This is a genomic window from Sediminibacterium roseum (genome assembly GCF_009939005.1).
GTDB lineage: Bacteria > Bacteroidota > Bacteroidia > Chitinophagales > Chitinophagaceae > Sediminibacterium > Sediminibacterium roseum.
Window position 1 is genome coordinate 272,731 of sequence record NZ_JAACJS010000002.1, and the last position, 12,967, is coordinate 285,697.

Below are 12,967 nucleotides of genomic sequence, written 5' to 3' on the forward strand. Positions count from 1 at the left end.
ACTTCTACATGCGCATTATCTCTTACAATGTGAACGGGATCCGTTCGGCGATCAACAAAGGTTTTACAGATTGGCTGGCAACCGACCCGGCCGATATCATCTGCCTGCAGGAAACAAAGGCGATGAAAGACAATGTAGACTACAAAAAGATCGAGGCGCTCGGTTATGAAACCTATTGGTTCTCTGCGCAGAAAAAAGGCTACAGCGGTGTTGCCATCTTTACCAGGATAAAACCCGACCATGTAGCATACGGCCATGCCATTGAGCAAAGCGATTTTGAAGGCAGGGTGATACGCGCCGATTTTGGCGATGTAACACTGGTCAATGCCTATTATCCCTCCGGAACCAGCGGCGACGAACGCCAAACCTACAAATACCAGTGGCTGAATGAATTTTTCGACTACCTGCAGGAGCTGCGTAAAACAAGAAAGAACCTGGTAGTGGTTGGCGATTACAATATTGCACACAAGGAAATAGACATCCACGACCCCAAGGGGAACAAGAACTCATCGGGTTTTTTACCGGAAGAAAGGGCCTGGATGGATTCTTTTCTGCAGGCAGACTGGATCGACACCTACCGCGAGCTGAACCCCACAACCACAGGCGGCTACTCATGGTGGAGCCAGCGCTTCCCCACGGTGCGCGCCCAAAACAAAGGGTGGAGGATCGACTACATCTGCATCACAAAAGAACTAAAAGCAAAACTGAAGGATGCAAAAATCTACCCCGATGTAAAACACAGTGACCATTGTCCGATATACGCAGAACTGATTAATTAGGAATTAGTAATTAGGAATTAGGAATTGTTGATTGCTGGTTACCATTACCGATTATCAATTTGTAAATGCGTTTGCTTAATTCCTAATTCCTGATTACTGATTACCAATTGAAAATGTCTTTACCAATTCTTAATTCCTAATTACTAATTGCTAATTATAATGTTGATTTACAACGTAACCACCCAAATCTCCTGGTCCATCCACGAAGCGTGGGTGCAGTGGATGAAAGAGAAGCACATTGATGATGTGATGAACAGCGGATGTTTTACGGATTACCGTTTTGTTCGGATACTTGAAACCGATGAAACGGATGGCCCAACCTACGCGGTACAGTTTTATGCCGCAGGTAAAACGGAATACGATAATTACATCGAACTGCATGCAAACAAACTGCGCGATGATGTAAAACAGACATGGGGCGATCAATATTTCAGCTTCCGTTCCCTGATGGAAGTTGTTGCATAAAAACCTGCGGCCCCTTTGTTAATTGCTTGTGGATAGTTTGCTAAATTCATTTTGGTAATCACAAATCTTGGTTATATTCCGCTGAAACCCGCTCGGGTGTTGAATTTCAGCGATTGGGGGCTGAAACCCTTGCTGTATAAGGGTTTCAGGGAATAAGAATGTAAGAGCGAAGAGAGGTGGGAAAAACAGGATCGGCTGAAATCCTTTATTCATACGGCTTTTGCGGCGAAAAAACACTTGTTTCCAAATAATAAAAATATTTTGCCGATTGAGAAAAGCGAATAAATTTGTCGCCTCGTTAAAAACCAATTTAAAAACACATCTATGAACAAAGCTGAATTAATTGCGCAGATCGCTGAAGATGCAGGCGTAACAAAAACACAAGCTAACGCGGCCCTCGATTCTTTTGTTGGCGCAGTTACCAAAACACTGAAAAAAGGCGACAAAGTTACTTTAGTAGGATTTGGCACTTTCTCTGTTTCTAAACGTGCTGCACGTACAGGCCGCAACCCGCAAACAGGCGCTGCGATCAAGATCAAAGCAAAAAAAGTTGCAAAATTCAAAGCTGGTAAAGAATTGAGTGCAAAACTCTAATTCCTGTTGGCAAGTAAAAATTATGGGCCCTCGCAATTGTGAGGGCTTTTTATTGCCACAGATTTCAGGATTAACACAGTTGAACCACTTCGTACGTGAACTTCTGTGTTAATCCTGAAATCTGTGGCTGAAAAGCCGTTCTGCATTACTTTCCAGGATTTCTTATATTTGCCACTCATTTAAAAATTATCAATCATGGGACGTGGCGACAAAAAGACCGCAAAAGGAAAAAGATTCAAAGGTTCTTACGGTAAATCAAGGCCTGCAACTGCTACAAAAAGCAAAAAACCTGTTGTGAGAACTGCTGAACAGGCAAGCTAAAAAATAAGATCAAAGGAGCAGGAATGCGGGCCGCGGGTTTGTGTTCCTGTTTCTCTCTTGTTTTAACTTCTTTGTTTCCTTCCGGGTCTATTGTTTTTTCCTTCCCGCAATTTCCTCAATTGCCAATACCAGTTTATCGAGATCCTGCAGTTTGGTGTATACGTGTGGTGTAACGCGTACGCAGGAAATGTTCTCCCAAACGATTCCCACCGTGTGTATTTTGTAGGTACTGAACAGGGCGCTGTCGAGCTCCCCGGGTGTCATGCCGTCCACCGAAACGCCGCAGATGGCGCAGGAATATTCGGGTTTGAAGGAGGTGTGTATTTTAACTTTGGGAATGTCTTTCACTTTGTTTGCCCAATAGTTTTTAAGGTAGCGTATGCGTTCTTCTTTTCTTTTGCTGCCGATGGCGTTCTGAAAATTCACCGCTTCGCCAATGCCCTGCTCAATCGGGAAGCTGCGGGTACCAAGGGTTTCAAACTTGCGGATGTCGGCGCTGCGTGGCTCGCTGTTGCACAACAGGGGCCAGATCTTTTCTATTTTTTCTTTTTTGATCCACAACATACCGGAGCCGATGGGTGCGCTCAGGAACTTGTGCAGGCTTGTTCCAAAATAATCGCAGCCCAGTTCGGGGATCTTGAAATCGAGCAACCCGAACGAGTGCGCACCATCCACGATCACTTCTATGTTGTGCTTCCTCGCCATCGCGCATATTTTTTTAACGGGCATAATCTGTCCCACCCAGTTGATGATGTGCGTTACATGGATCAGTTTTGTTTTTGGCGTGATGGCTTTTTCAAAGGCTTCAACGATCTCCGCATCGCTCTCTACCGGGAAATTGAAACTCAGCTGCGTGTAAACAATGCCCTCGCGCAGCGCGCGTTGTTTGTAGGCCTGGATCATGTTCGGATAATCCTGTTTGGTTCCGATCACCTCATCGCCTGCTCTCAGGTCGAGCCCGTAGATCACCGTATTCAAAGCTTCCGTTGTATTCCTGTTGATGGCGATCTCTTCTGCCGAACAGCCGGCAAGCACCGCAAGTTTCTGCCGCAAGGGCTCACGGCCCTGGTCCAGTATGCGCCACATGTAATACGATGGCCCCTGGTTGGAGAGTTTGTTGTAACGTTCAACGGCATCCTGCACCACGCGGGGCGAGGGGCTCACGCCGCCGTTGTTGAGGATGATCAGGTTTGAATCAACGGAATACCCCTGTTGTATCACGCTCCAGTAATCTTCGTCGGCCGCAACGGTTTCAGGCGCAAGGCCATCGATCTTTTGCCCGGCAGCATCCCAGGAAGCAGCATGTAATTCGTTAAAGATATTGTTGGCAGAAAAGGCGCCGGCCAGCAGCCCCATTTTCTGAATGAACTTTCTGCGAGGTTCCATTGTAATAATTGAGAAAGAAAGTTAACGATTCTGCATTATTTACAATCATATCTTTGCACCGAAATTGAATTTGAAATGAGGAAGAAAGCTCTGTTCACTTTGGCCATGTTCGCAGCCTTCGGAACCCAGGCGCTGCATGCCCAATGTTCCATCTGCACCAAAACGGCCTCGCAACTCGGCGACGGCCCTGCTTCCGCATTGAATTCGGCCATACTTTACATGGCCTTTGCCCCGTTCGCCATCATGGGATACATCGGGTGGAGATGGTGGAAGAATGAAAAAAGATTCAACAACCCCCCAGACAACGAAGGCCTCCACTAACCCCCCTCCGTGAAAATCCGTGTAATCCGTGGCAAAAAAAACACCAAGCTTCACTCCCCCCAAGAAAAAAGGAAACTATTCCCGCAAATACGCTTTTATAAACCCATACAAATTAATATCCCCACTCTCTTCTATTTCTTTTTTTAAACGCGCCTTGTCAACATCCTTCATCCGGTACTGCTGTATCAAGTGAAAGGCCTTCTCTGCCAGCAACCAGTATTTCTTATCTGACTTGCCCGCCTGCGATTGATGTTCCTCTATCTTACCCAACAATTCGCTTACCCCTTCCTTCTGCAACGCCACTGTTTTTACGATCGCGATTTCATTTGCTTTTTTGTGGAAAGCCGGTGCAAGCATCAACTGCAGGTTTTTTACGAATGTATTTGCATCAGGGCGGTCGGCCTTGTTTACTACGAAGATGTCGGCGATCTCCATCAACCCGGCCTTCATGGTTTGTACCTCGTCGCCCGCCTCGGGAACCACCACCACCACGGTGGTATCTGCAAGACCCGCAATCTCTATTTCGCTTTGTCCCACTCCAACCGTTTCTATGATCAATTGATCAAAACCTGCTGCCTTCATCACATCTGCGATCTCAATGATTTTGGGGTGGAGCCCACCCAGGCTGCCGCGTGTGGCCAGCGACCGTATAAAAACGTTGGGATGGTTGTACCATTCGCTCATCCGTATCCTGTCGCCCAACAGTGCACCCAGGTTAAAAGGCGAAGAGGGATCGATACAAAGCACGCCTACTTTTTTTCCCTGCGCAACCATCTCACCGATCAATGCGTCTACCAATGTGCTTTTACCTGCGCCCGGCGGGCCGGTGATGCCGATGATCTTTGTTGATGAGGGTGGAAGCTGCAGCAACAATTCATCATACCCATCCACTTCATTCTCCACAAGAGAAATGGCGCGGGCGAGCGATTTTGCGTTGCCGTTGATAATATCGTGCAATAATTCCTTCCACATGATTGCTAAAGTAAAATCTATACACGAATTTAGATGAATGATGCAAAGCGGATCGAAAAATAATTGGCAGCAGCTATGGGTGTTTGGCTTACTGGTTGCTTTGCTGATCGGTTTGCTGGTGAGCCGCGCAGTTGTTTCTTTTGCGTCGGTGCTTGTTGTGGTGCCTTTCTTTTTTAATGCACGAAAAATGGAACCCGCCTGTCTTTTTGCAATCGCGTTGCTGATGTTGCCACCGCTTGTCTCGGGGTTGTGGAGCGAAGACAAAGCATCCTGGTGGAACAGCGTATCAATTAAATTACCCCTGCTCACCCTGATGCTGGGCCTGTGCAGCGTTGAATTTTCTTTTGCGCGGTGGAAACAGCTTGTTTTTGTTTTGTTGTTCATCGCTGCAGCCGGCTGCTGCTGGAGCCTCTCGCAATATTCTTTTGCCATACAGGAAGCGTACCTGAGGGCCAAGACATTACCCACGCTGATGGACAACGACCACATCCGTTTCAGCTGGTTGGCAGCGGTTGCCGTGTTCCTGGGATTGTATTGTTTGGTGGAAGAAAAAAAGACCGTTGTAAAAATATTTCTTTCGCTGGTGGTGTTGTTCCTTATCATTTACCTGCACATCCTTGCCGCGAAAACGGGGTTGGCCTGTTTGTATGGCGGAGGCATCCTTTATTTTTTTCATCTCGTGTTCATCCAAAAAAAATGGAGAACAGGTGCCGCCCTTGCCGTTGCTGTTGTAGTGATGGCATTCGCTGCCTACAAAACCATACCCACGCTCCGGAACCGCATTCAATATGTTGTGTATGATTTCCAGCACTATTCAAAAGGCAATGCCATGCCCGGTTACAGCGATGGCGCGCGATGGCTGTCTATGCGGGCGGGGTATGCGGTTATGACGGCCAATCGTGTAACAGGCGTTGGTGCGGGCGATGTGTTGATGGCGGTTAACAAATGGCACGATGCAAATAACCCGCAGAGCCCTGCGTCTGATCGTTTCTTGCCCGCCAGCGAATGGCTCGTTTACGGCGCTGCGGCCGGCTGGCCGGGTTTTTTATTTTTTACCGGGGGATTGCTGTTGCTGCTTTATGCCACCACTTCCAAAAATGCATTGTCGTTTGTGTTATCGGCAACCACGCTCATCCCTTTTTTGATCGACGATACATTGGAAGGGCAATACGGCGTGGTAATACTGGCTTTTATTGCTTTCTTTGGGCAACGGAAATTAACCAAACCCAACGCATGAACCCTGCTATTTCGGTCGTGATCATTTGCAGAAATGAAGCACACATCATCGCCCGTACCATCGCTGCCGCACAACGTGTATCGGGGGATGTGGTGGTGGTAGACAGCGGCAGTACCGATGGCACACAATCCATCGTATTGGCTGCCGGTGCACGTTTGATAGAAATGGACTGGCAGGGGTATGGTACCAACAAAAACAAAGGCGTGGCCGCCGCGCAACACGATTGGATCCTGTCTATAGATGCCGACGAGATCATCGACGAAACGCTTACGCAAACGCTGAACGGGCTCTCGTTCACCGATCCATCCACTGTATTCAATATCCGTTTCCGCGCTTTTTTGGGTGATGTGATGATCAGGTACGGCGAATGGTCAAACGACCAGCACATACGCCTTTACAACCGCACGCGTGTTGCCTGGAACGAAGCGGCGGTGCATGAGGGACTGATCTTTCCGGAGGATACAAAAAAGAAGACCATCGGGGGGTATATCCATCATTATACATCCCGCAACATCCACGACTTTGCCGCGAAAACGGTTGGTTATGCCATGCTGAACGCAGAAAAATACCGCCTGCAGGGGAAAAAAGCATCGTGGCTGCAATGCCGCATTGCACCTGTTTTTTCGTTCATCAAGAATTATTTTTTCCGTCTCGGTTTCCTCGATGGAGAAGCCGGGTTTACAGTTGCCCGTATGAATGCGTGGTATACCTGGCTGAAATATGTACGGCTGCGCGAGATGAACAGGAACGGGCGTGCATGAGGCCGGCGGCGCATGGGTGTGCACAGGCATGTTTTTTTTAGCTTTGCCGCATGACCAATTTTGTTCCGATATTTCCCTTGGCAATGGTGGTTTACCCAGGCGAAAAACTCAACCTCCACATTTTTGAACCGCGTTACAGGCAGCTGATCCATGAATGTTATGCAGAGGCAAAGCCATTCGGCGTTCCTGCGGTATTGTCGAACGGTGTTGCGGAAATGGGCACATTGGTAGCTGTCAAAGAAATAGCAGAAGTATACGAAGACGGCAAAATGGACATCCGTGTCCAGGGGATGGAGGTGTTCAGGATATTGGAAGTGGTAAAATCCATCCCGGGAAAATTATACAGCGGCGCGATCGTAAATTATCCAAAGAACATAGAAACGGGCCACCAGGAACTGTTGCGAAAAGTGATCATGGGCATACGCGAGTTGCACAAACTGCTCAATGTGAGCAAAGATTTTTCAAAACCGGATGATGCATTAAAAAGTTACGACCTCGCCCATCATGCCGGGCTTTCTATTGAAGAAGAATACGAAATACTATCGCTGCTTCACGAAATGCAGCGCCTCGAATACCTCAAGCGCCATCTCTCAAAAGTGCTGCCCGTGGTGGCCGGAATGGAAAACCTGAAAGAAAAGATACAGTTGAACGGGCATTTTAGAGAGATGAAAGGGTTTAACTTCGACTTTTGAGCGTGGATGCAGATAGTGAGGGTGAATGAAATGCAGGATACATTCCTCCTGGCATAAAAACAAATTCACTCGCCGCTATTGACCCACGGAAAACCAACCAACCATGCAGACAACCCTCTGTTTCGATTTTGGCAATACGCGTTTGAAATGCGCGGTTTTTGAGGACCGCAATTTCAAGGAAGAAAGAGTACTGTTTACCGCAGAAGAAACCTCTATCCAGGAGCTGATCGACCAATACAAGCCAACCAAATCCATTCTCTCTTCGGTGATCAATCATCCGCTGCACATCGAAAGCCTGCTGGCCAGGCACACGCAGTTTCACAAGCTCGATTACAATAGCAAACTGCCGCTTACCACGCCTGTGGGAAAACCCGAGACCATCGGCGCCGACAGGCTCGCGATCTGCGCGGCCGCGGTGGATCTTTTCCCGGGCAGTCATAACCTGGCCATTGGGTTAGGCACCTGTATCACGTATAATTACATCAACAACAAAAAGGAGTTCCTCGGCGGAAGCATCTCGCCGGGTATGAATATGCGGTTCAGGGCCATGCATGAACAAACGGCGCTTTTGCCCCTCGTTACACCGGATGGCAACTTTCCACTGGTTGGGTTCGACACCAAAACCAACATACTCAGCGGTGTGATCCTTGGCATGTGTAAGGAAATTGACGGAATTATAGAAGCATATGCCTTAAAATACAGCAACTTTAACGTGCTCTTAACCGGGGGCGATATGGGTTTTTTTGTACCGCACCTAAAAAACAAGATATTTGCCGACCCTAACTTAATTTACAAAGGCTTGTATGCGATCAGTGAGTACAACAATCGCTAGGCTCTGCTTAGCATTTTTACCGGTTTTTTTTCTGCTAACCTCCGAGGCGCAACAGAACTCTCCTTTTACCAGGTTTGGTTTGGGTGAATATTATACAAACCAGCACGTAATCAGCCGCTCAATGGGCGGATTAACGGCTGCCTATGCCGATGGGCTCAACAACAACGTGGGACAATCCATCAACACCAGCAATCCCGCCACCTACAGCAGTCTTTACGTTACTACTTTCGACCTTGCTTTCACCATCGATTCGAGAAACCTGAGCAGCAAAACGCCATTGAGTAAGTTCAGCACCAATAATTTTATCCCTTCCTACATCACCATTGGTGTTCCGTTGGCAAAAACCAAGGGGCTGGGATTGGCATTTGGGTTGAAACCGATCACCAACATCAGCTACTCTATCCAGACCAGGGACCGCACCGCGGGCGATAGCCTCGCCACCATTTACGAGGGAAGCGGCGGTATGAACCAGGCTTTTGTTGGAATAGGCAAGAAATGGAAAGGATTGAGCATCGGCCTCAACACCGGGTTCAATTTTGGACGAAAAGAGGTTTCTACCAAGAAGGTATTTCTGAATGATACGGTGAATTACTACCACGCAAAATCAAACAGCAACACTTCTTTCAGCGGCATATTCCTCGAGGGCGGCTTGCAGTACGAATTCTCGGTCTACAAAAAAGAAGTGGCAGAAACCAAAACAACGTCCAACTACCTGCTGCGCCTGGGTGTAACGGGCTCCCTGAAACAGAATATCAACGCAACGCAGGATATTACCAAGAATACTTTTGTAATCAACGGTACAACCGGCGATATCAAAGTGGATTCGGTGTTCGAACAGTCTGATGTAAAAGGAACCATCGCCCTGCCTTCTACCTATGCTGCAGGCATCACACTTCACAAAACAGTTACATCGCCAAGGGGTTTGTTTGAGATGTGGTCTGTTGGCGCCGAGTATACCGCTACTCAATGGACCAAATACCGCTTTTACAATACGCCCGACCAGCTGTCTGACAGCTGGCAGTTCAAAATAGGAACACAGTTCTGCCCCGGTCCCGGTACAGGCAACAGCTACTGGAGCACCGTGAACTACCGCCTGGGCTACCACATGGGAAGGGATTACCTCAACCCGGATGGCAATGGCCTGAAGAAATATGGATTTTCGTTCGGCGCGGGATTGCCGGTGCGCAGGTGGAGAACCTACGATAACCAGTTCACCTTCCTCAATACGGCATTTGAATTTGGCAAACGCGGGTCATCTGTTAACAATATCACAGAAACCTATTTCCAGTTTTCTTTGGGTATGAGTTTGAGCGATCTTTGGTTCATCAAACGTAAGTATGACTAATCTTTCACATCCCATGAACATAATTAAGGCAGCCCTTCTAACCGGCTGCTTTTTTGTATGCGCCTGTGAGAACGATGTGAACGAGGTACGCGAACTGGGCAGGCGCAAAGCGAATGTTGAAGAAGGCAGGAACATAGAAAGCTACCTCAGCATGAACGGCAAAATGCGCGCGCACCTTACCGCTCCATTGCTGCTGCGTTCGGATGGCGACAGCGGTAAAATGTCTGAGTTCCCGAACACGCTCCATGTAGATTTTTTTAACGACAGCACCAAACAGATCGAGAGCCAGCTCAATGCCGACTATGGCCGCTACAAAGAGAACGACAACAAGATTTACCTGCGCGGAAACGTTGTTTTCTTCAACAACAAGGGCGATACGCTTTTTTGTGAGGATATGTACTGGGATCAAACCGCGGAGAAATTCTACACCAACAAAAAAGCGGTTGTTATACGCAACTTTGGCCGCACACGTTTTACGCCATTGAATGGATTGAGCGCAACACAGGATTTCAAACACCTGCAGTTCTTCATGTTGAAGGACGATAGTTTTTTCTTTGTGCCGGATAGCACACAGTCCGGCAGCAGCCCGGCTCCCGCTCCCGCTGCACTGGATTCAGCCCCGAAGATCAGGCCCTCTATGACGGCCAGGCCGATATAACGCCACACACCATGATCTCTCCTGTTTTATCGTAAAGTAGCGAAAACCGGATTCGCCATTCATTCCCCATTCCTAATTACTAATTCCTAATTCCCAATTGTTCATCCATCCCTTCCATGTCACCGATTTATCGCTAAATTGCTTCTCTAAAAAATGCACTCTTATGGAATACAGGAGAATGGGTCGAACCGGTTTACAGTTAAGCGTTTTGAGCCTCGGTAGCTGGGTCACTTTTCACAAGCAGATTGCCGATAACAGCGCCGATGAACTCATGGGCATTGCCTACGACAACGGTATTAATTTTTTCGACAATGCGGAAGGCTATGCCTTTGGCGAGAGCGAAAAAATGATGGGCCGTGTGCTCAAACAGAAAAACTGGGACCGCAGCTCGTACACCCTCTCTTCCAAGGTTTATTTTGGCTGGAGAAATCCCAACAAACCCAACCAGACGGGCCTCAGCCGCAAACACATCGTAGAAGCCTGTCACGAGGCACTTGGCCGTTTGCAGAGCGACTACCTCGATCTTTATTTCTGTCACCGCCCCGATACCGCCGTTCCGATTGAAGAAGTGGTATGGACGATGCACAACCTCATCCAGCAAGGAAAAATATTATATTGGGGAACGAGCCAATGGAGCGGCGCCGAGATCATGGAGGCGCACCGTGTGGCGCACCAGTACCACCTGATCGGCCCAACGGTGGAACAACCACAGTACAACATGTTCGAACGCTTTAAAATGGAGCAGGACTACCTGCCCGTATTCAAGAATGTAGGCCTGGGCACCACGATCTGGAGCCCGCTTGCAGCAGGTTTTTTAACGGGCAAGTACAACAACGGTGTTCCGCCCGATTCGCGGCTGGCCATTGAAGGTTTCGACTGGCTCAAGAACCGCTGGCTGCAGGAGGCCAAGCTCGAAAAAGTGAAAAAACTCGGTGTGCTGGCAAACGAACTGGGCGTGAGCCTGGCCGCCCTCGCCATTGCCTGGACGGTAAAGAACCCGAATGTAACCACCGCCATACTGGGCGCCACCAAACCGGAACAGCTTCACCAAAACCTCAAGGCGCTCGACGCCCTGGCCGTGCTTACAGACGATGTACTGGCTAAAATTGAGGGAATACTGGAGAATAAACCGTTTATGGACCTGGCTTAACGGGCGGGCCATGAACAAGGTACAAGGCACAGGAAGACAGGTTTCAAGGATAGAAGCGTAAATTTTATGCCCTTGCCCTGTTTGCCTGTGCCTTGTGTGTTTCGGATGGGCCGAAAAAAAATTTGACCCACCCTTCCAACCTTTTAAACCATCTCATCTCTTATTACCGAGACATTGGAACAGGCTAACCATATACAAACGGCTGTTGTGAGAAAAGCCTGCAAGGGCGATGCAGAGGCGCAGGCCTGGCTATACCGGCAATATAGCAAGGCGATGTTCAACATCTGCACGCGGATGACGGGAAATCGCAACGATGCAGAAGATGTTTTGCAGGATGCCTTTATACTCGCCTTCAAAAACCTGGACCAGTTAAAAGACCCGCTTCAGTTTGGCGGATGGCTCAAACGGATCGTGGTAAACGAATGCATCCGAAGCGGTAAAAAAACCTTTTACTGGAACGAATGGGAAGACGAAAGGAACAACACGGCCGATGAAGCAACAGAATGGTGGAAAACGGTAAGCTTCGAGATCATTCACAAAGAGATCAAAAGTTTACCCGATGGCTGCCGGCAGGTGTTCAATCTTTTTGTGGTGGAAGACTATAGCCACAAAGACATAGCAGACCAGCTCGGGATCTCGGAATCAACCAGCAAGAGCCAGTACCACCGGGCGAGAACATTACTCAAAGAAAGAATTACAAAGCAATTACAGATACATGGATGAATTCAAAAAATATATTCAGAACAACGCCCGCGAGCTCGATCTCGATGAGCCAGGTGAGCAGGTGTGGCAAAACATCAGGCGCGGATCGGCAGCGGTGAAAAAACCATCGGTGGTGCTGATGGTTACGCGCTGGGCCGCTGCGGCATGCATACTTGCACTGGCAGGGATCGGACTGTGGTCCGTTCTCAGCAACAAAAAAGACGTGCCGGCACAAACAGAAATTGCTGTAGCCCCAGCCAAAGTTGATACGCCCGCGGCCAGGGAAGAAAACATACTGCCCGAAGAGATCGTTCCCGAAACAAAACAGGAGCCCCTGCTGGCAGCAGCGAAAACAAAACCACATCCTAAAAACAAAACCCTTGAAAAACCGGCCCATGCTAACGATGCGGCGCTGGCCACACTCAGAAATATAGAGTCAAGTTTCACCCAGGTGATCAACCTGCAACGCGACAGGGTAAGCAGCATGCCGATGTATGCAGAGTCGCCGGAATATTTTGATGATTTTAAAATACAGATCAAGCAGATGGAAAGGGATGAGAAAGTAATCAAATCAGACATTGCAAAGCGCGGCATGAATGATCAATTGCTCGATCAACTGATCAATCTGTACCAACAAAAACTCAACACACTTAAACAACTCCAGATTGAAATGAACAAGACCAACAACCGCTACAAACAAAACCGTGTACCTGTTGATCCTGTTAAAACTTATTTCCTGAATCTCTAAACTC

General features: G+C 48.2%; 16 protein-coding genes. 14 read left to right on the forward strand and 2 right to left on the reverse strand.

Annotated elements, in window-relative coordinates:
* Positions 1-8: 8 nt before the first annotated feature.
* The 4 genes from GWC95_RS01150 to GWC95_RS01165 all read left to right on the forward strand — a co-directional run bounded on the left by GWC95_RS01150 (position 9) and on the right by GWC95_RS01165 (position 2,159).
* Entirely contained in the window at positions 9-779 is a 771-nt protein-coding gene (locus GWC95_RS01150) for an exodeoxyribonuclease III (protein WP_161816832.1), read from the forward strand.
* Between the two features lie 159 nt (positions 780-938).
* Complete coding sequence (locus tag GWC95_RS01155; protein ID WP_161816833.1) at positions 939-1,244, forward strand: DUF4286 family protein; 306 nt, start codon at positions 939-941, stop codon at positions 1,242-1,244.
* A gap of 285 nt (positions 1,245-1,529) precedes the next feature.
* The gene (locus GWC95_RS01160; protein ID WP_317164084.1) at positions 1,530-1,838 is read left to right on the forward strand and encodes an HU family DNA-binding protein; all 309 of its coding nucleotides are present in this window, start codon (positions 1,530-1,532) and stop codon (positions 1,836-1,838) included.
* 195 nt (positions 1,839-2,033) lie between these two features.
* Positions 2,034-2,159 (forward strand): 30S ribosomal protein THX, encoded by a 126-nt coding sequence (locus GWC95_RS01165; protein WP_161816835.1) that lies wholly within the window; start codon positions 2,034-2,036, stop codon positions 2,157-2,159.
* Between the two features lie 87 nt (positions 2,160-2,246).
* On the opposite strand, the gene GWC95_RS01170 is transcribed toward GWC95_RS01165, so the two are convergent.
* Positions 2,247-3,545, reverse strand: a complete 1,299-nt coding sequence (locus GWC95_RS01170; RefSeq protein WP_161816836.1) for an aminotransferase class V-fold PLP-dependent enzyme — start codon at positions 3,543-3,545, stop codon at positions 2,247-2,249.
* Between the two features lie 75 nt (positions 3,546-3,620).
* Here GWC95_RS01170 and GWC95_RS01175 point away from each other — a divergent pair, with 75 nt between their 5' ends.
* Entirely contained in the window at positions 3,621-3,866 is a 246-nt protein-coding gene (locus tag GWC95_RS01175) for a hypothetical protein (RefSeq protein ID WP_237722023.1), read from the forward strand.
* A 75-nt stretch (positions 3,867-3,941) separates the two neighbouring features.
* On the opposite strand, the gene meaB is transcribed toward GWC95_RS01175, so the two are convergent.
* Positions 3,942-4,838, reverse strand: a complete 897-nt coding sequence (gene meaB / locus GWC95_RS01180) for a methylmalonyl Co-A mutase-associated GTPase MeaB (protein WP_161816837.1) — start codon at positions 4,836-4,838, stop codon at positions 3,942-3,944.
* Between the two features lie 37 nt (positions 4,839-4,875).
* Here meaB and GWC95_RS01185 point away from each other — a divergent pair, with 37 nt between their 5' ends.
* From GWC95_RS01185 to GWC95_RS01225, 9 genes are all read left to right on the forward strand, one after another.
* Positions 4,876-6,075, forward strand: a complete 1,200-nt coding sequence (locus GWC95_RS01185) for a hypothetical protein (RefSeq protein WP_161816838.1) — start codon at positions 4,876-4,878, stop codon at positions 6,073-6,075.
* Positions 6,072-6,836: a glycosyltransferase family 2 protein gene (locus tag GWC95_RS01190; protein WP_161816839.1), complete on the forward strand. Its 765-nt coding sequence runs from the start codon at positions 6,072-6,074 to the stop codon at positions 6,834-6,836. Before GWC95_RS01185 ends, GWC95_RS01190 begins: the two co-directional genes overlap by 4 nt.
* A 50-nt stretch (positions 6,837-6,886) precedes the next feature.
* The gene (locus GWC95_RS01195; protein WP_161816840.1) at positions 6,887-7,528 is read left to right on the forward strand and encodes an LON peptidase substrate-binding domain-containing protein; all 642 of its coding nucleotides are present in this window, start codon (positions 6,887-6,889) and stop codon (positions 7,526-7,528) included.
* 103 nt (positions 7,529-7,631) lie between these two features.
* Entirely contained in the window at positions 7,632-8,360 is a 729-nt protein-coding gene (locus tag GWC95_RS01200) for a type III pantothenate kinase (RefSeq protein ID WP_161816841.1), read from the forward strand.
* A 121-nt stretch (positions 8,361-8,481) separates the two neighbouring features.
* A complete protein-coding gene (locus GWC95_RS01205) occupies positions 8,482-9,705 on the forward strand; it encodes a hypothetical protein (protein ID WP_161816842.1) in 1,224 nt (407 codons plus the stop codon).
* 13 nt (positions 9,706-9,718) lie between these two features.
* Positions 9,719-10,363 (forward strand): LPS export ABC transporter periplasmic protein LptC, encoded by a 645-nt coding sequence (gene lptC / locus GWC95_RS01210; protein ID WP_237722024.1) that lies wholly within the window; start codon positions 9,719-9,721, stop codon positions 10,361-10,363.
* Between the two features lie 163 nt (positions 10,364-10,526).
* Entirely contained in the window at positions 10,527-11,513 is a 987-nt protein-coding gene (locus tag GWC95_RS01215; RefSeq protein WP_161816844.1) for a potassium channel beta subunit family protein, read from the forward strand.
* Positions 11,514-11,720: 207 nt separating this feature from the next.
* Entirely contained in the window at positions 11,721-12,236 is a 516-nt protein-coding gene (locus tag GWC95_RS01220) for an RNA polymerase sigma factor (protein WP_161816845.1), read from the forward strand.
* Positions 12,229-12,963: a hypothetical protein gene (locus GWC95_RS01225; protein WP_161816846.1), complete on the forward strand. Its 735-nt coding sequence runs from the start codon at positions 12,229-12,231 to the stop codon at positions 12,961-12,963. The genes GWC95_RS01220 and GWC95_RS01225 overlap by 8 nt, the downstream gene beginning before the upstream one ends.
* Positions 12,964-12,967 lie beyond the last annotated feature (4 nt).